The organism is Methanocalculus natronophilus, from assembly GCF_038751955.1.
Taxonomy (GTDB): domain Archaea; phylum Halobacteriota; class Methanomicrobia; order Methanomicrobiales; family Methanocorpusculaceae; genus Methanocalculus; species Methanocalculus natronophilus.
In genome coordinates, this window is the sequence record NZ_JBCEXH010000005.1 from 43,759 (window position 1) to 60,989 (window position 17,231).

Annotated in this window: 22 protein-coding genes, 1 tRNA gene and 1 other RNA gene; 14 read left to right on the plus strand and 10 right to left on the minus strand. The window is 53.8% G+C overall.

Annotated elements, in window-relative coordinates; translation table 11 throughout:
• Positions 1-11: 11 nt before the first annotated feature.
• Complete coding sequence (locus ABCO64_RS07090) at positions 12-593, plus strand: MerR family transcriptional regulator (protein WP_253459984.1); 582 nt, start codon at positions 12-14, stop codon at positions 591-593.
• Here ABCO64_RS07090 and ABCO64_RS07095 read toward each other — a convergent pair.
• Complete coding sequence (locus ABCO64_RS07095) at positions 590-1,213, minus strand: HD domain-containing protein (protein ID WP_253459981.1); 624 nt, start codon at positions 1,211-1,213, stop codon at positions 590-592. The genes ABCO64_RS07090 and ABCO64_RS07095 overlap by 4 nt on opposite strands.
• 171 nt (positions 1,214-1,384) lie before the next feature.
• On the opposite strand from ABCO64_RS07095, the gene ABCO64_RS07100 reads away from it, so the two are divergent.
• Positions 1,385-2,620: a tRNA (N(6)-L-threonylcarbamoyladenosine(37)-C(2))-methylthiotransferase gene (locus ABCO64_RS07100; protein WP_253459978.1), complete on the plus strand. Its 1,236-nt coding sequence runs from the start codon at positions 1,385-1,387 to the stop codon at positions 2,618-2,620.
• On the opposite strand, the gene ABCO64_RS07105 is transcribed toward ABCO64_RS07100, so the two are convergent.
• Complete coding sequence (locus ABCO64_RS07105) at positions 2,613-3,614, minus strand: YbgA family protein (RefSeq protein ID WP_253459975.1); 1,002 nt, start codon at positions 3,612-3,614, stop codon at positions 2,613-2,615. The two genes, ABCO64_RS07100 and ABCO64_RS07105, sit on opposite strands and share 8 nt — an antisense overlap.
• Before the next feature lie 111 nt (positions 3,615-3,725).
• Between ABCO64_RS07105 and ABCO64_RS07110 the strand changes: the two genes are divergently transcribed.
• From ABCO64_RS07110 to ABCO64_RS07125, 4 genes are read left to right on the plus strand one after another with little or no spacing between them, the layout of a single operon-like run.
• The gene (locus ABCO64_RS07110) at positions 3,726-4,160 is read left to right on the plus strand and encodes a metal-dependent transcriptional regulator (RefSeq protein WP_253459972.1); all 435 of its coding nucleotides are present in this window, start codon (positions 3,726-3,728) and stop codon (positions 4,158-4,160) included.
• A 4-nt stretch (positions 4,161-4,164) separates the two neighbouring features.
• Positions 4,165-5,049, plus strand: a complete 885-nt coding sequence (locus ABCO64_RS07115) for a metal ABC transporter solute-binding protein, Zn/Mn family (RefSeq protein ID WP_253459969.1) — start codon at positions 4,165-4,167, stop codon at positions 5,047-5,049.
• Entirely contained in the window at positions 5,046-5,813 is a 768-nt protein-coding gene (locus ABCO64_RS07120) for a metal ABC transporter ATP-binding protein (protein WP_253459966.1), read from the plus strand. The genes ABCO64_RS07115 and ABCO64_RS07120 overlap by 4 nt, the downstream gene beginning before the upstream one ends.
• The gene (locus ABCO64_RS07125; protein ID WP_253459963.1) at positions 5,806-6,612 is read left to right on the plus strand and encodes a metal ABC transporter permease; all 807 of its coding nucleotides are present in this window, start codon (positions 5,806-5,808) and stop codon (positions 6,610-6,612) included. Before ABCO64_RS07120 ends, ABCO64_RS07125 begins: the two co-directional genes overlap by 8 nt.
• 377 nt (positions 6,613-6,989) lie before the next feature.
• Here ABCO64_RS07125 and ABCO64_RS07130 read toward each other — a convergent pair whose 3' ends face one another.
• Positions 6,990-7,376 (minus strand): hypothetical protein, encoded by a 387-nt coding sequence (locus ABCO64_RS07130; RefSeq protein WP_253459961.1) that lies wholly within the window; start codon positions 7,374-7,376, stop codon positions 6,990-6,992.
• 98 nt (positions 7,377-7,474) lie between these two features.
• Here ABCO64_RS07130 and ABCO64_RS07135 point away from each other — a divergent pair, with 98 nt between their 5' ends.
• The 3 genes from ABCO64_RS07135 (at position 7,475) to ABCO64_RS07145 (ending at position 9,855) form a co-directional block, all read left to right on the plus strand.
• Complete coding sequence (locus tag ABCO64_RS07135; protein ID WP_253459958.1) at positions 7,475-7,963, plus strand: HEAT repeat domain-containing protein; 489 nt, start codon at positions 7,475-7,477, stop codon at positions 7,961-7,963.
• Between the two features lie 148 nt (positions 7,964-8,111).
• Positions 8,112-9,626 carry an SLC13 family permease gene (locus tag ABCO64_RS07140; RefSeq protein WP_253459955.1) on the plus strand — a complete coding sequence of 505 codons (1,515 nt, stop codon included), beginning with the start codon at positions 8,112-8,114 and terminating at the stop codon, positions 9,624-9,626.
• A gap of 43 nt (positions 9,627-9,669) precedes the next feature.
• The gene (locus ABCO64_RS07145; protein WP_343089309.1) at positions 9,670-9,855 is read left to right on the plus strand and encodes a hypothetical protein; all 186 of its coding nucleotides are present in this window, start codon (positions 9,670-9,672) and stop codon (positions 9,853-9,855) included.
• On the opposite strand, the gene ABCO64_RS07150 is transcribed toward ABCO64_RS07145, so the two are convergent.
• On the minus strand, positions 9,852-10,214 hold the full coding sequence (locus tag ABCO64_RS07150) for a hypothetical protein (protein WP_253459949.1): 363 nt from the start codon (positions 10,212-10,214) through the stop codon (positions 9,852-9,854). The two genes, ABCO64_RS07145 and ABCO64_RS07150, sit on opposite strands and share 4 nt — an antisense overlap.
• Before the next feature lie 67 nt (positions 10,215-10,281).
• Here ABCO64_RS07150 and ABCO64_RS07155 point away from each other — a divergent pair, with 67 nt between their 5' ends.
• Both ABCO64_RS07155 and ABCO64_RS07160 read left to right on the plus strand, forming a co-directional pair.
• The gene (locus tag ABCO64_RS07155; RefSeq protein WP_253459946.1) at positions 10,282-10,518 is read left to right on the plus strand and encodes a winged helix-turn-helix transcriptional regulator; all 237 of its coding nucleotides are present in this window, start codon (positions 10,282-10,284) and stop codon (positions 10,516-10,518) included.
• Positions 10,515-10,829: a transcriptional regulator gene (locus tag ABCO64_RS07160; RefSeq protein WP_253459944.1), complete on the plus strand. Its 315-nt coding sequence runs from the start codon at positions 10,515-10,517 to the stop codon at positions 10,827-10,829. Before ABCO64_RS07155 ends, ABCO64_RS07160 begins: the two co-directional genes overlap by 4 nt.
• Positions 10,830-10,834: 5 nt before the next feature.
• Here the strand turns inward: ABCO64_RS07160 and ABCO64_RS07165 are convergent, their stop codons facing one another.
• Positions 10,835-12,523, minus strand: a complete 1,689-nt coding sequence (locus tag ABCO64_RS07165) for a phospholipase D-like domain-containing protein (protein WP_253459941.1) — start codon at positions 12,521-12,523, stop codon at positions 10,835-10,837.
• A 52-nt stretch (positions 12,524-12,575) separates the two neighbouring features.
• Here ABCO64_RS07165 and ABCO64_RS07170 point away from each other — a divergent pair, with 52 nt between their 5' ends.
• Genes ABCO64_RS07170 through ABCO64_RS07180 form a run of 3 tightly spaced genes read left to right on the plus strand, consistent with a single transcriptional unit; the run spans position 12,576 to position 13,632 of the window.
• Positions 12,576-13,172: an amino acid kinase family protein gene (locus ABCO64_RS07170; protein ID WP_253459937.1), complete on the plus strand. Its 597-nt coding sequence runs from the start codon at positions 12,576-12,578 to the stop codon at positions 13,170-13,172.
• A gap of 35 nt (positions 13,173-13,207) precedes the next feature.
• Complete coding sequence (locus ABCO64_RS07175) at positions 13,208-13,369, plus strand: zinc finger domain-containing protein (RefSeq protein ID WP_253459934.1); 162 nt, start codon at positions 13,208-13,210, stop codon at positions 13,367-13,369.
• 2 nt (positions 13,370-13,371) lie between these two features.
• Positions 13,372-13,632 carry an elongation factor 1-beta gene (locus ABCO64_RS07180; RefSeq protein WP_253459931.1) on the plus strand — a complete coding sequence of 87 codons (261 nt, stop codon included), beginning with the start codon at positions 13,372-13,374 and terminating at the stop codon, positions 13,630-13,632.
• On the opposite strand, the gene ABCO64_RS07185 is transcribed toward ABCO64_RS07180, so the two are convergent.
• From ABCO64_RS07185 to ABCO64_RS07205, 5 genes are all read right to left on the minus strand, one after another.
• Complete coding sequence (locus ABCO64_RS07185; protein ID WP_253459928.1) at positions 13,629-14,597, minus strand: malate dehydrogenase; 969 nt, start codon at positions 14,595-14,597, stop codon at positions 13,629-13,631. The genes ABCO64_RS07180 and ABCO64_RS07185 overlap by 4 nt on opposite strands.
• 14 nt (positions 14,598-14,611) lie before the next feature.
• Positions 14,612-14,921, minus strand: an RNA gene (gene ffs, locus ABCO64_RS07190) — signal recognition particle sRNA.
• Between the two features lie 15 nt (positions 14,922-14,936).
• A complete protein-coding gene (locus ABCO64_RS07195) occupies positions 14,937-15,965 on the minus strand; it encodes a hypothetical protein (protein WP_253459925.1) in 1,029 nt (342 codons plus the stop codon).
• Between the two features lie 242 nt (positions 15,966-16,207).
• Positions 16,208-16,281 (minus strand) — tRNA-Ile (locus tag ABCO64_RS07200).
• A 149-nt stretch (positions 16,282-16,430) separates the two neighbouring features.
• The gene (locus ABCO64_RS07205; RefSeq protein ID WP_253459923.1) at positions 16,431-17,147 is read right to left on the minus strand and encodes a hypothetical protein; all 717 of its coding nucleotides are present in this window, start codon (positions 17,145-17,147) and stop codon (positions 16,431-16,433) included.
• Positions 17,148-17,231 lie beyond the last annotated feature (84 nt).

Genomic DNA, 17,231 nt, shown 5'->3' on the forward strand with positions numbered 1-17,231 from the left:
AGTTGATCTTCATGATGACAGACCATGACCGGCTCAGGATACCAGAGATTGCCGATCTCCTCTCCCTTCGGGAGGAGCTGATCCGGCAGTACGCAGATGAATATGATGAGTTTCTCCCCCACAAGGCAATAGGAAAAGTCCGGCTCTATGAAGAGAGCGCACTGAAACGGTTCCGGGTGATTGCAGACCTCACCGCACAGGGGATGTCCCGTGAAGGTATCGTCATGGTGTTAAAGGGTGGGAAACCTCTCCAGGAGCTTGCCCCTGATGAGGGATCTGATGCTCCGGAAAAAAAGGAATCCCGTCCACCGCCGCCGCGTCCGGAGCTGCTTGATGAGGTTGTGCTGGCTGCGAACAGGACTCTTGAGGCAACAAGCCATATGGATCACCGGATTGGAGCTATCCGGAACGGGATGGAGACAAATACCGAACGGATACTCCACGAGATCGGTCTTCTCAGGGGTGATCTCCAGGCGTCACGTGATGAACTCAGGACACTCTGGTCACAGGTGAGGGAGCTTGAAGACGATCTCAGGGAACGTGAACTGCGGAAGTCCTGGCTTGAGCGGGTTGCCAGACGGTTTTCCCGTTAGCTGAAGCGCTCCCACTCAGTATGCAGTTTTCGTGAGAAGATATCTTCGAAGAGATCGGATTTCTTTTTTGCATACTCCCGTTCTGCATAGCCTTCACCCCTGGCAAGACACCGGATTGTAACCATATCCGGGGTGAAGGTGGCTGTAATCGTTTCAACCAGTGACTGGTGGGTGCGATCGAGTCCGTCGGCAACCCTGAGTATGGCCGCAAGCATCCGGAGCCGTGCTTTGTCATGTTCATCCAGAGCCGCAAACCGCCCGTGAGCAGGTGCCGGGAGGGCTTTGCGGTGATACCGGATGAGCTGGGCAACCAGGTCCCTCTCTCGTTCCGTGAGGGGAAGGGTTGTGTCCTCCCGGATCATCCTGCTGCCGCTCTTATGATGAGCAGAGATGCCACGGCTCCACCCGATATCATGGAGAAGCGTTGCAGCCTCCAGGATGAAGCGGTCATCGTCTGAGAGATGATGGAGGGATTGAAGCGCGTCAAAGAGCTGTAGGGCATTCGTTCTCACCTGCTCGTCGTGGGGTGTGTCGGGGGAATAACGGGCTGCAAATTCCCGGATTCTGCGGATCCGATTCATAGTCATCTCCTCAGTTGCTTCAGGTTCCTGATTCTGCATTGCTCACTTCACCTCTGTAGAATCCATGCAGGCGGATCTGATATATCCTCCTCCCGGATCTGAATCAGGGAGATGCAGAGGGTTAGTGATCATACCTTCATATACCGCATCAGTTTATACCGCATCAGGTGTCTTTTTCCCCCTGTGCTGACTGATATATAGGCAGCAGAGATGACCAGAGAGAGCAGCGTGCGTCCAGATCCACTAGCTGAAATCAGAGACCGGCGTGTCTTCATCGAGACCTACGGGTGCACCTACAATTATGCGGATTCAAAGAAGCTCGAGGTTATCCTGAAGAACCAGGGGTGTCTGATTACTGAATCTGCTGAAGATGCCGAGTGCCTCATCCTGAATACCTGTATTGTTATTGAGCGGACAGAACGGCAGATGAGGGCCAGGATAAAGGCTCTTTCAGGGAGGGAACTGTTTGTCACCGGATGCCTGCCCGCAGTTGAGCCGGGGTGTGGTGGCATGGTGATCGACCCTGAGCTGATCCATCCAACGTTCCTTGCAACGAGCGGGCACCAGCAGTCCGGATCTGTTGCCGCTCTCCAGATCGCAAAAGGCTGCGCCGGCCACTGCACCTACTGCATCACGAAGAAGGCACGAGGTGATCTCGTCAGCCACCCCGCAGAGGAGATCATACAGGAGGCAGGCGATCTCATTGCGCAGGGTGCAGTTGAGATCCAGCTGACTGCCCAGGATGTCTCGGCGTGGGGGAGGGATATCGGATCTGATCTCAGCTCTCTCCTGGATGCGCTTGGAGAGATTGTTGGTGATCACCGGATCCGTATCGGGATGATGAACCCGGATACCCTCAAACCCATTCTCAAGGCTGTTCTCCGCTCATGTGAGACAGAGCGTATCTTTTCGTTCTTCCATATCCCGATCCAGTCCGGATCAGATCAGGTTCTGCAGAGGATGGGACGGAGCTATACAGCCGATGATACGAGGGAGATTATCAGGGCAATACAGAAGAGTTTTCCATCTGCCAGGATCTCAACAGACATCATATGCGGGTTTCCAGGCGAGACCGATTCGGAGTTTGGGGAGACGCTTGATCTGCTGCGAGAGATCCGGCCTGAGAAGATCAATATCACCAGGTACTCACGGCGGAGCGGGACGCCTGCTGCTGACTGGCGGGATATGCCGGATCGGTTCAAAAAGGATCGGTCACGGCAGGCAACCGCTCTTGCACGGGAGATTTTTTCAGGCGTCTATGAGCGGTTTATCGGGTTGGAGATGGAAGTGATCGTCACCGAGGTTGTGAAAGAGCAGACCGTGACTGCCCGTGATGCTGCATACCGGCCGGTTATCATCACTGAACCCCTCGAAATGGGAAGCAGGCACCGTGTCAGGATCACTGATCACAAGGTGCATTACCTGGTTGGAGAGCGTATCAGCTGATATCTGATCCCCACATCTCCCGTCCACGTCCGGTATCTTCAGGATCAAGCACCATGAACGAATCAGGGAACGGGGCAAACCAGGTCTGTTCTGCGAGTGCGGTCGTCTTATCCCTCAGGATCCAGCCCCGAAGAAGCGTCTTGAGATGAGTAACCTGGTTCCTGCCCTGCCGGTATGCATCCAGCTCCTCAAGGAAGAAGGCTTTCTCATCCCGTGAGAGCGAGTCTTTCAGGAATCCAAATGCATGCAGGATGACATTTATCTCCGCAGTATAGCGCGGCCCTGCCTTCATACCACCGGACAGGGCCTCCCTATACTCCAAAAAGACCTGTTGGACGGGTTTCTTTCCGGCATTTGCAACGATTCTCCCAAGTTTTTTGAGCATCACCTGGCTGTATGAGAGGTAGAGGAGTTTGTTTTCTGTATGGAGTCGTATGAGAGCGTTTATTGACCCGGTCTCTTCTGCATGCCTCAGATCGGCAAGAAGAAAGATGCGTGTGAGGAAATGATCCCGTATTCTCCTGTTCCGGAGTCGCCCCTCATCTTCTACCGGATAGCCGGAGAATCTATCAAGTATCATTCCCCCGAAAAAACCCGGGCCTTTCCCGGCGGAGGCTGATTTACTCTCCGAAGGATACCGTTTCACATCAGAGATCCCGGAGGTTGGAGACTTATTCTTCATGATGAACCCATCCACTGGCGGAATTGTATCAAGGAATTCGGAGCAGAACTCCTGCATCAGATTCGTGAGATCCCGTCCGGTGGATGGCTGGATTAACCGTTCTTCTCCATCTCTTTGGACAATCCGTATGGTATCGCGTGGAATCCCAAGCCCGATTTCAACCTCCGGACAGACCGGGAGAAAGGTCACAAACGGCTTCATTGATGCGACAACCGCGCTACTGATCATATCACCGTTATACCTGACATGATCAAACTCGATACACCGGCTTACGACCAGTACAGGCTTTTGAAAGGATCGCTTCACTCCCATAATGAGACTACCTCAGACTGTACTTGGCAGCCTTCAAAGATATACCCGGCAGTCTTCTCCTGAAGTTTACCTGAGGGAAACTTTTTCTTCCCGGCAACCATAATCCGGGTCATGGAGTACCAGGGAGAGGAGGAGGTTCCGCCACGGAAAGCCGCATACCTGAAATTTATTCTTGAAGCCGGGGGACGTGTACGGACAACAGAGATCGCCCGAAATTTTGGGGTATCGAACCCGACCGGATCCAAGGTGATCCGCGAGCTGACTGAGGCGGGCTATCTCACCCATGCACCCTACACCGATGCAGCCCTTACCGAAAAAGGCGAGCGGATCGCCGTATTCATACAGAGACGGCACAGGATCCTGACCCTGCTCCTCTCGCACTATGGGTTTGGCCCGGGCGAAGCCTGCAGCGAGGCAGAACAGTTTGAGCATCATGTCTCACGGGAGGCGGTGAACCGGATCTGTGCATCACTTGGCCACCCGGTGATCTCAGTCTGCGGCCCGATTATGCATGATGGCGAGTGCTGCCCGGAAACTGGAGGGTGACATTATGAAGAGCATGCTCCCACTCCTGCTCATGCTCCTTGTAGTCTCTTCTGTTCCCGGATGCCTGCAGGCACATACCTCGCAGGACGAGGCTGCCATCCCGGTGGCCGTCTCCATCCCCCCATTGAAAGAGATTGCAGAGGCAGTCGGAGGTGAGCGGATCTCTGTTGCGGTTGTTGTCCCGCCGGGATCAGAACCCCATACCTATGAACCGACACCGGCCCGGATCAGCAGGATATCCGGATCAGCATTGTTCTTCAGGATTGGGCCGGGCCTCCTTCCGTTTGAGGATCAGCTTGCCGGGAGGCTTGAGCAGCTCAACCCGGAGATGGCCGTCATCGACCTCTCGTCCGGAATCGACCTGATAGATGCCGGGGGATGCTGCCACCACCATGCTGGCGGGGGGTATGACCCCCATACCTGGCTCTCTCCACGAAACGGGGCTGTCATGGCAGATACAATCGCTCATGCACTCATTGAAGCAGATCCAGGGAACGAGGAGCTCTACCTGAAGAACCTGGAAGCATATATCCGACAGGTAGACGAGGTCGACTCGTACCTGAACGCCTCTTTTGCCGAAACCAGGATCAATGGATTCATCGTCACCCATGATGCCTGGGGTTATTTTGCACGGGATTATGGGCTCGAACAGATCGCCATCCATGTGGGGGGCAGGGAACCGACTGCACGGGAGATCCAGTCTGTCATCAGGAGAGCAGAGAGAGATGGGATCGGTGTCATCTTTGTCGAGCCGCAGTTCTCACCAAAGGCAGCAGAAGTCATTGCGAGAGAGATTGATGGTACCGTGGTGGAGATCGATCCCCTTGCTGAAGCGTACCTCGAGAATTTCCAGACGGTGGCAGACGCTCTCACAGGAGCATTGGGATGAAAAAAGCGCTTCAGATTGAGAACCTCACCGTCCGCTTCGGCACCCATACGGTACTTGAGGATGTCAGCTGGAGCATCTGTGAACACGATTTTGCCGCTTTGATTGGCCCAAACGGCGGGGGGAAGACAACGCTGCTCCGTGCAGTGCTTGGGCTTCTGCCGGTTGCAGGTGGCAGCATCCGGATCTTTGGAATGGATGTTTTTGAGGGAAGACGCAGAATCGGGTATGTCCCCCAGTTCCATTCATTTGACTTCTCATTTCCCATGACGCTCCTTGAGATGGTGCTCCAGAGCAGGCTCCCCTTTCTACCAGGTATTTTCGGGCGGTACAGCAGGCAGGATTATGACGCAGGTGAGCAGGCGCTCCAAAGAGCAGGGCTCTGGGAGAAGAGAGATCACCCGATTCAAAGTCTCTCAGGGGGTGAACAGCAGCGTGCGATCATTGCCCGTGCACTGGCAGGAATGCCCCGCCTTCTCATCCTTGACGAGCCAACAGTCTATATTGATGCTCCGGCTGAAGAGCAGTTCTTCTCCCTGATTGAGGAGCTGCTTGAAGAGATGACCATACTCATCGTCACCCATGATATCGGGGCAATATCTGGGAAAGTAAACAGGATCGCCTGCTTAAACCGCCACCTGTATACGCATGGTGATGCGGTGATCACCGATGATATGCTCACCAGGGTCTATGGCTGTCCGGTTGACCTGATCGCCCATGGTGTGCCACACCGGGTGCTCAGGGAGCATGGGGGCGGCGATGATTGAGATTCTCGGATACGGGTTCTTCCAGAACGCCATCATCGCAGGGCTTCTTGCTGCTGTTGCCTGCGGTGTGGTCGGGAGCTTTGTTGTTGTCAGGCGGATGGTGGCAACAAGCGGAGGTATCGCCCATGCGGCATTCGGCGGTGTTGGTCTTGGCTATTTCATCGGGATTGATCCGCTGCTCGGTGCGGGTCTCTTCACCATCGGATGCGCTGTTCTGATGTGGTACCTGCATGACCGTGAGCTGCAGGAGACTGATACCATCACCGGTGCGATCTGGGCTGCCGGAATGGCAGTCGGTATCATCTTCGTCGCCCTTTCACCAGGATATGCGCCGGATCTCTTCAGCTACCTCTTCGGAAACATCCTCCTCGTCCCTGATAGTGACCTGATCCTGATGACAGTGCTTGTTGCGCTGATCCTCGCCCTGGTGTCAGTCCTCTTTGCAAGGCTTTCTGCTGTTGCATTTGATGCTGAGTATGCAGCCGTCCGTGGTCTCCCTGTCTCTGCACTCACGCTGATCCTCTTCCTCATGGTTGCGCTCAGCGTCGTCCTCCTCATCTCGGTGGTCGGGATCATCCTGGTTATCGCGCTGCTGACACTGCCTGCTGCAGGTGCCAGGCTCTATACCCGGAGACTCTCCACCATGATGGCAGCCGCTGTCTGTATCGGCATCCTGGCGGTGGGAGCGGGGATCGCCCTGTCGTATTATTTCGATCTCCCCTCAGGTGCAACCATTGTGCTTGCAGGCACTGCCATCTATGCGGCGCTGCTGGGTGGCCGGCACCTGCCTGCCCGGTAGAGTCTTTTTGGTTCTTCGCTGATTCTTATGGGTTTTACAAGGGGGCGAGTCATCATCTGGTTATCAGGTGTTTGCATCATCATTAGGATCTGTTCACTGAGGCGTTTTTCCCCAACCGCCCCGTCCCCGTCCTCACATGCTTCGCAAGAGAGGTTGTACTGGGCGGCCGCAGATGCTGGCGCGGGAGGGGCGGGAATACTTCGGGGGCTGCCAGAGCAGATAAACGCCCGATTCCTTTGGAATCGCCTTTCAGGTTGCTCTGATGAGCACGGATAGATCTGCTCTGTCATCCTGCTCCCTTCGCCTGACCCCGCCCCCCGATACCCGCGCCGCACCTGCTTCAAACTACCCACATAAAATAGCGAGGAGGCATCTTTTCAGACCGGCAGGGATTCCATCTCATCGAGAAACGGCATCAGCGTTGTGATATAGCGCCGGTTCTCTCCTTCTATGACTGCGTCGCCACAGGATATGACCTCAAGGATGAGAGGGAGTTCTTTGAGTTTTTCGCGGAATTCACGATCCTGTGTGGAGGCAAATGCAATAAACTTCTCAAGCCGGATAAAGGGGCGTTCATACTCGGAGACGTCCTTGAATGTTTCGATATCCTTCTCAATGGATGAAGACCTGGCCAGATCCTCTTCAAAGTAGAGGTATATCGAAATATCATATCGTCGCCCAAGCTCCTCCAGTTCGAGAATATCCACTTTCTCACCTGGTGCAACTGCAAAGGTGCTGCACTCGTCACTGCTCCCATCTGACATACCAGTAGTTTAGGTTTCTGGCTCTTAAGAGCGTCACGATCAGCAAAATTATATGTAGCCCTGCGCCATAAGGCGCCTAGGTGTTGGGATTGTCCGAAATGGATGAGGAAGGTACAAAAAAAGAGGAGAATTTTTTTCTTCTCATCTCCCTTCTCAGGGAGGGGACACTGAATTACCGGTGGCGGGCCGCGGAGGCTCTCGGGGACGAGGGGGATTCCCGGGCAGTCGGGCCGCTCATCGAGGCGCTCTCTGACCCCTATGAGGATGTCAGCTGGCTTGCGGCAAAATCGCTTGGCAAACTACAGGATCCGGAGGCTGTATTGCCCCTGATTGAGCTTCTGAAGAGCGAAGAAAAATGGAACAGGCTCGGTGCTGTTGAGGGGCTTGGGCTGATTGGGGATCCGCGGGCAGTTGAGCCGCTCATCGGGATTCTCAAAAACGATCCTGTCATGAAAGTCAGGAAGAAAGCGGCCTGGGCGCTTGGGCGGATCGGAGATCCGGCTGCACGAAAGGGGCTTTCTGAGATGGGGGATGTGGAAGATGAGGGTCTTCGAAAAGCCATAGCAGATGCACTGGCAGGGTTCTGAGCAGGGTTGGCGGAACCGAATGCCCGGCAGAGTCCGTTTTTTTCCCCATTTAGTTGAAATAAAGACACGAAAAGCAATTTTTGTGCATGAGAAAGCGCCTGTTTCGAAAAGGAATACTAATAATCCATAACCTCCATAAATAGATGGAATGAAGAAAGAGATCGGGAAAATAGTTGGACTGCTGGTTTTTCTCACAGTAGTCCTTGCACCGGTGGATCCGGCAGTTATTCCGATCGAGGCGCGATATGCACTTGCTGTCACCCTTCTCATGGCAATCTTCTGGGTTACAGAAGCAATACCTCTTGAAGTGACTGCGCTTTTGCCAATTATCCTCTTCCCGCTTCTTGGAGTTCTCTCAGTCAGGGAAGCAACCACACCGTATGCCGACCCGGTTATCTTCCTCTTCCTTGGTGGTTTTATCATCGCGATGTCGATGCAGCGATGGGGCCTTCACCGGAGGATTGCCCTTTCAATCATCAATATTGTCGGTACAAGTCCACGGCGTCTCATCCTCGGGTTCATGATTGCAACCGGTTTTCTCTCGATGTGGATCTCAAACACGGCAACTGCGATGATGATGATCCCAATTGCAATTGCGATCATTGCAACCGTGATGCCGTCGCTGAATACAAAACTCGACCAGATGACCGAGGAGCAGCATGATCTTGCCGGCTGCCTGATCATTGCGGTTGCCTATGCCGCCAATATCGGGGGAATCGCAACTATCATCGGTTCACCTCCAAACGGGATATTTATCGCCCAGATGAAGATCCTCTTCCCGGCAGCACCTGATATAGACTTCTTTACCTGGATGAAATTTGGCGTTCCCCTTGCCACTATCTTCATCCCGATTGTCTGGCTCTGGCTGATCAAGGTGCCCTACCGGCATCTCCCCATGAAACTCACCCAGGCAAAGGATGTTATTCAACGCGAGATGGAAGAGCTTGGGCCCATGAGCAGGGGAGAGAAATGGACGCTCTTTGTCTTTATTCTCACCGCACTCTGCTGGATTAATGCCTCAACAAAAGTGATTGGCGGCGTCACCATCCCCGGTCTTGATCAGATCTTTCCGGGGATCTCTGATACGGTGATTGCAATATTTGGTGCCACACTCCTCTTCTTCCTCCCGGTTGATCTGAAGAAGGGCATCTTCACCATGAACTGGGAGTGGGCTGTGAAGATCCCCTGGGGGATCCTGCTCCTCTTCGGCGGTGGTCTCTGCCTCTCGGCAGCGTTTATCCAGAGCGGTCTTGCGAAACTGATCGTCAATTCGTTCACGATGCTCCACGCCCTCCCGATTGTGCTGATCGTTTTGATCGTTGCACTCTCTGTTTCGCTCCTGACAGAGGTCTCGTCAAATACAGCGATTGCATCTGTGATGATGCCGATTATGGCAGTTACCGCACTGACGATGGGGCTCCATCCCTACCTGCTGATGATTACAGCAGCAGTCTGCGCATCACTTGCCTTTATGCTGCCTGTCGCAACACCGCCGAATGCTGTTGCGTTTGGAACAGGGTATATTGATATGAAGACGCTCATCCGCTCCGGCTGGGGTCTGAATCTTATGGGTGTTATCTTCTGGACATTCTTCCTCTTCACCGTGGTCATGTGGGCTCTTGGGTTCACACCGGAACTCCCGGCATGGGCTGTTGAGCCATAATCCACCCAATACCATTATCTGGGGAGGGGACAACTATCCCCTCATGTCCCGGATCTCTTTTATTGATGACGATGACCCCGGAGCCGGTGTTGAGGGGAGGAAGCCGAAGAAGGGGAAATTTACACGTGAACAGAGCGAGAGGGAGGAGGGGGGGAAACTCCGGAATTTTGGAGACCTGAAGTTCGACAAAAAGAAGAATGCAGATATCTTCGAGTCCGAACCCCGTTAGAGAAGAATAATATCAGCGCTCTTCTGAATGATGATCTCTTTCTCTCCATGAAATGTGGTTGTGATGCCATAGACAGCGATCTGATCTCCTATCCTGAACTCAGGGGGATCAATGCCCCGTGGTATGAAGAGTTTTGTGCCTGATACATCCACGATCCTGTGGCCACCGGTGCGGGTGTGCCTGATATCCAGAACCTCACCCTCAAAGGAGACAAATACACCATCTGAAAGCTCTGGATCATAGGGTGTTGAGAAGAAGTCCGGGCCGGTATGTGAGATTAGACCATGGAAGACCAGGATAACGAGGATTGAACCGGACAAAAGGAGTGCTGCTCTTCTTCCGGATGATATCGGCATCATAGAGAAGTAGTGACCGGATCGCTTATCAAGCGATAGGTTCTTATGTTAACAGCGTTAACATACTGGTATGCAAACCCAGGTGCTCCCACCCTCATCACTGAAGGTGCTTCACCTTCTTGAGCAGGGTGGCTCCATGACACATAAGGACATCGTACAGGAGAGCAGTCTGGCACCCAGAACAGTGCGCTACGCATTAAAGAGACTCAAAGAACAGGGTCTCATCATTGAGAAGTTCAACTTCAGGGATGCACGGCAGATCATCTACGAGTCCAAAAGTGACGAAGCCCAGATGGCAACCGCATGAAGAAGACCTGCTGCGATATCATGCTCTGTGACGAGCTGGCACGGAATTATCTACCCCGTATGAGAGCGGAGCTTGTGTACCGGCTCGTCAACGGCCAGGGTGTCCGGCAGAGCGAAGTATCGCGGAGGCTCGGCATATCACGCGCAGCCATATCCCAGTACCTGAGCAGGAAACGGGGATCTGGTGAGATTGAAGTCTCAGATGACATGGCTGCCATGCTTGACCGCTGGGCTTTTGCAGTTATGAACGAAGAGCAGGGCAATATCACAATCTGTGATATCTGCCAGTGCGCAAAGAAAGGAAAGAGATAAGTTTCCTATTTTTCTTTCATCCTTCTTCCGATCACAATTCCTGCAAAGAAAAGGATGACAGCAACCGCTATGGCGGGTTTCAGGAGATCATCTGTGGATATAACGTCCCCTGGGAGGGTATATTCATTGCTCCAGTCATCTTCAAAGACCCGCATATAGTATGCGGCTGCATCGGGGTGTTCGATGATGACTCCTGTTTCACGGTTGTTCATCGGAGAGTTCTCGTTCCAGTTGATACTGGATATGAGAACCGCCCGATCATCAACGATCACGCCCTTGGTATGGATGCGGGACGCCCCGCCACGATCGGGATCAAAGAGCCTTGCCTCAAGGGCGTGATCAGTCTCTGCTGCATGAGTATTGACAAGACCCACAATGTAGTCGTTTCCTCTCTCGCCCTGGAGATTGTACCATGTTGAATCAAGGATGATACGGACATCAACGCCCCTTCCGGCCGCCCCTGTTGCCGCATCCAGCCAGGGGTTTGGAGCGTTCCTGGTCCAGTTCCTGATATATGCCTGCTGGATGGCAAGTGAGTGCTCTGCTTCATTGACGAGTGCAGGGACAAGGTATGATGTATCTGGAGAGATGACAGGGGTAACTGTTGCCCCTTCGATCCGAAGAGGCGCAAACCGGGATTGCTGCGGCGTCACCCGGTATTCCGCAGGCTCGTGCCGGGTACTGGCCAGCGTGATCGGAAAGATGTCCCATCCTGTCGAATCTTCAGCAAAGACCATGCCGAAGTACTCTGCTACCCGGGTGTCGTGTATCCAGACACCCCATCCCCTGTTTCCCCTGACACCGGTATAGGGGATACCGCTCTCCTTGAGATTCTCACTGGTCAGAATGACAGATTCGGAATCGATGACGAGGTATTTTGCATGCATGAACCGGTAGCGGGTCGGTTCCCCGCTGCCCGGACTGCCCATCAGATCAACTGGGATGCCCGACTGGTTCAGCCGGGTCAGGAGATGGGTCTGATCAGGGCATACCCCGCCGACCGGGATTCCTTCAAGCAGGATATGCACCTCCACGCCCCGGTTGTGTGCATCCGCAAGCAGGTCGCCGATACCGGTATGGGTAAACTCGTAGACACTAACCTGGATGGAACGGTCGGCAGACCGGATAGCCTCCTCGAAGACCTCGTAGGACGAATCAGGGGAGACAAAGAGTGTGGCTGCAACATCTTCAACCCGGATCGGCTCAAAATCGGATTGGCCGATCATGAATGGGCGCGGGTTCCAGACACCATCGATATACCTGTGCACCTGCCCTCTCCGGGGGCGGAGATCCCGCGGCCAGTGAACCTCAAACATGAGCTCACCATGGTAATACAGTTCAATCTCATCAGCGGCATTTGCCAGGATGAACCTGCCGACGTGATCGAGACCTGGAACCGCAGGTGTAGAGTTTTCCCATTCAAAATCCGGGTATGTTCCATGTGTTATTTTGTAGGCTTCGGCCTGCCTGGCGATGATGAGATCCCCGTCTATCCATGTGCCGGGAGGGAAGCTGAGGGTCCCTTCACCATCGGTGATCGTCCAGCCGTCAAGGCTGCCCTGACCGGTGAGAATGATAAATTCATCAGGATCATAGGGGAGATAGGGATCCGGGCAGAAGGCTGTGACAGTGATCCCGCAGACTGCCTGGGGGATACAGAGAAGGAGAAGAATACCAAGAAGCAACCTGTGCATGTGGATATATGGATGTATGGCTTTTTTACATCCGCGGTTTCATCTTCTGTAGATGGAGGCAGTCGTTGTCAAGCTGGGTGGAAGTCTCATTGAATTTGTTCCCCGGCTCGTGGAGGTGATCAGGACTTCGGAGAGGAGGGTGCTTGTCGTTCCAGGAGGAGGCATCTTTGCAGACCGGATCCGTGAGTTACATCCCCCGCCTGATGCCGCACACTGGATGGCTATTGCTGCAATGGAGCAGTTTGCCCACTATATTGCTTCGTTTGGAATACCACCTGTTGAGGATCCACGCGGGATACAGAAGACGTCAGTGCTCCTGCCATACTGCCTGCTCCGGAAGAAGGATCCCCTGCCGCATTCCTGGGATATCACCTCTGATACGATCGCTGCCTGGGTTGCATGGTACCTGGATCTCCCGCTGCTGGTTCTGAAGTCTCAGGATGGGATCATGATTCAGGGAACCATGCTGAAGGAGATGACAGAGCCCCTCAGCACTGATACGGTTGATCCGGCATTCCCCGGGTTTGTTCTTGAGAGGGGGATCAGAGCGGCAATTATCAATGGAAGAGAGCCCGGGAGAGTCAGGCGTGCGCTGATTGGAGATCGGCTTTACGGAACACTGATCAACTGCAGGACAGAGGAATTATAACCGAGGTATGCCAATCTTATAAGGGAGTCCAAACTATGGCAATAGCAAAATGTACATCATGTAATGCCCCCCTTGCTGAACGGGGAGCGACCGAGTTCAAATGTCCTGAGTGCTCCGAGCTGATACGCCGGTGTGCCAGGTGCAGATTGCAGAGCATTCCGTATGTCTGCCAGACCTGTGGATTCCAGGGGCCGTGAAGATGGGAGCAGTAGCAGTTATTCTGAAAGTGATGCCAGAGTCTCCGGATGTGGATCTTGAGGCATTGAAGGCAGCGATCCGCGAGAAGATACCAGGCATCTCTGATATCAGGGATGAGCCTATCGGCTTTGGGCTTGTCGCACTCAAGGTTGCAACCGTCATCGAGGATGAAGAGGGCGCAACAGAAACTATCGAGGCAAAGTTCCTTGAGGTTCCCGGAATCGACCGTGCAGAGATTGTTGATCTCAGCCGGATGATCTAATTCTCTTTTTCTTTGTTCATCGTCTCAAGCGTCGAAAAGACATTCTTTGTAACAGTCCGGATCTGTTCTGTTGATGTACGGAATGCGTCAACTTCCTCATCTGAGAGCTTGATTGGAACCGGAAAAGCGCCGCCCCGCGTGAGACGTGCAGGCACACCGATACAGACACTGCCGATATCGTGAACCTCCTGTCTGATGAATGTCGAAACAGTCAGGATACGGTGTTCATCTTCAACAATAGTCCTGATGATTGTTGCTATCGCATCACCTGGCCCATAGACGGTTGAGCCTTTTGCCTTGATGATTAGGGATCCGCTCGTCTTGACCATCTCCATCATCTTCTCTTTGGGAAGAGACGAGAATGCAGGCAGGTTGCTTATCTGGATGCCACCGATCGTTGTTGCAGACCAGAGGGGCACCATCGTGTCGCCGTGTTCACCGATGATCCTGGTATGGACTTCTGAGACATGCACATTGAAGAATTCGGCAATACAGGATTTCAGCCTCATCGAGTCAAGGTGTGTGCCAAGCCCAAATACCCTGTGAGGCGGGAGATGTGAGTACCTGAGGGCAACTGCGGTCATGACGTCGACCGGGTTGGTAATAACAAAAAGAAGCGTATCTGATGCGGTTCTGCCGATTTTTTCAGCATACTCTGCGACAACCGCCGCGTTTTTAATGGCGAGATCGAGTCTGCTCTCGTCTGCCTTTCGTGCCACGCCTGAAGTCAGGATGATAATGTCAGATCCACGGAGATCCTTTTCATCACAGCTCCAGCTTATCCTGGTATTCGTGCCGCGCGCGGCAAATGAATCCCGCATATCGCGGGAGAGACCTTCCAGGTACTGCTGGTTCCCCTCACGGCCAAAGAGGCAGACCTCCTTGATCTGGGCTATCTGCGAAATGGCATGGGCAGCATACGATCCAACCTGCCCTGTCGCTCCGATGATCGTCACTTTCACCATAGAAATCAGCGTGTTTGGGAACGCGTCATCGGTTGTCCGTACATACCCCCGTTCCAGAGGCCATCCTTCTCCACCCCGCTACCCCGTGGGCGCCATACGTCCGCGGTGAGTCTGCTCCCTTCCGGGCCTGGACCGGTTCCCACGGCAACAGGCCTCACCTCCCTCCGGAGGATTGGTCCCTGTCCGCTGACCTCACAGGACGAGGCTTCTCAGTCGGATGAACCCCCTTCCCGGAGGCTGCCACGGCCTTCCTCAGACTTCGCCCCCCGCATGTCGACGGTTTCGGGTCACAGGTGACGTCTAACCACCCAGGCTAGTTCCCGTATTTATTCTGTTTTTTTATGGGATAAATACATCCCCATGGTTTTTTGCCTTCCAGTCCGAGATGACTGAATCAACCATCTCCCGCGAACCCTTGTCGAAGAGATCGATGACCGTTAACAGATCCGTATCCGGGAGGTGCGGCGAGAGGAGGCGGTAGTCTCCCTGGTAGACTTCTGCTGATACGGATCCCCTGGCAATCGCAACAAGGTGGGGATCCGTTCTCACCGGTGTCTCAGCCATCGCCTGGTAGCTCTCGAATATCTCCACATCATCAATGCCGAGATACGCATGATTTACCCTGAGATTAAAGGCGGTCCAGAAGGCAGCGGCATACCAGGCATCATTGAAGATCAGGCGCTGGACGCCGAGGCGTCCGGCGGCAATCCCAAGGGTACCGGGGCCAGAGCAGGCATCAACAAAGACCTTTGGATGGCGTTTGAAGATCTGGCGATCAACTGAGATGATCTTGGGGTTGATGGGCCGGGGAAATTCGATATGCATGGTTGATGCCTGTTTGTAGGTGACGATCGGGCCCACCTGGGTTGCGAAGATGTTTGCCCGGACATCACAGCCTGCAAGGAGGGTATGCGTCTGTGGAGTCTCCATTGTATCCGGATCGACAAGTCCGGGAGTGATGTGATTGTCGCGGACGACTCCACGGACTTCAGGAACAGAATCAACAATTCGCCTGGCAGTCTCTTCGGTGAACTGGTCGGTCAGGAGCACAAGAGAGCGGGGAGGCAGGTAGGGAGGTTCCTCAAGCACCATTCCCGGATGAATAAGAGGTATGCCAACATCTTTTAAGGATTCAGATCCAGCCAGGTCCCCTTCTTCCACCCCGATTTTGTAGATGGCTGCATAGACATCGTCAATGAACCGTTTCCCGCAGATGCAGGGATCTGGTATCTGGTAGTCGGGGGGTATGCTCTTCTTCTCAAGTGTTCTCCCCCTGCAGCGGGGGCAGGGAGCAAAGATCGTCTCCATGCCGTTAATAATCTCAAAGGCATCAGAGACGCAGTCATCACCACAGACCGGGCACTTCATATACCCCGGTTGGTGCATGCATTACTTAAGTATCAGTATCATGTCCGGATCGATAGTAAGGAGAGAAATTCGCATTTGGCGATTCAATACCCCATGAAGGCGAAAAAATGTGATTTTACACTGGGAGGAAGGCATAATGCGGATGTGAAAAACTACTGCTTCCTGTGCGCGCCCTCTACCGGACCCATCCATATAACTCCTTTTTTGAACACCTTCGTTTCAGAGAAAGAGGGTTTTAGATATGGGCCTGATGCGATTTGAACGCATGACCGCCCGGTTATGAGCCGGGCGCTCTAACCAGCTAAGCTACAGGCCCCTGAATGATTCACACAGCCAGTATGGCAGGAGGCGTCAGACCAGGACGACATCCCGCAGGTAGTGTCTGGCAATGTACCAGTACCTGTTGACCCATACCCTAAAAAAGATGTATGATGGAGGATTGTCCTGCCCCTCCATGGTATGGACTCAGCCCAAGATCCAGCCGAAGATGCCGCGTCTGTTTTTTTCCACCATCGCCCGTTCCAGAAGGCGATGCTGTTCCTCTTCCATGGCATCAAGCTGCTCAAGCAGGATAGACCGGGTGGCGGGATCTGCTGCCTGGATCGCGTTTCTCAGCTCCCGGACGTTTCCAAGGTTCTCGTCTGCATGCAGCCGTATTTGTTCTGCAGTCTTGTGATCGCCGCCGAAGAGTGCCGTCATGATCCCGGATCTTGCTTCAAGAGCAGCTTCATCTCGCCACTGGGAACTGACCGAGGCATTATATGATCGTGCGATCCCGGCAACCTCCGGTCCGATGCCGGTCATGTTTTCTGCTGCAAGGAGGGAGAAGACAGCGGTCCGCACCTGGTGTTCATGCCTGAAACGCTCCCGTGCAGGTGCGGGAAGGGTGCGAACCAGATCGTCTCCTGCCTCGTCATGGGATCGGATCGCCTCACGCAGGCGAACCGGATCTGCAGGAGGCTTTGGTGGCGTCTCTCTGGCATCTTCAGCAACCGCCTCACCTGGTGGATCGGGGGGTGAGCGTGCCTGATCCTGTGCAGGCCCTTTCTGGCCGGTTGCTTCCTCTGCTTTTGCCGATCCGCGGAGCGGCTCAGCAGCAGGGACTTTTCCTTCTGCTGCAAGCGCCGGGGCGGCCGTTGCGAGGAGGAGGAAGAGACAGAGGATGAGAGGGAGTGCTTTCATATGCCATATACTATGTTCAATGAGTTATATATATTTTTCCACATATTGAGAGACCTCAAATCCTGATCAGTACCTCCCCCATCT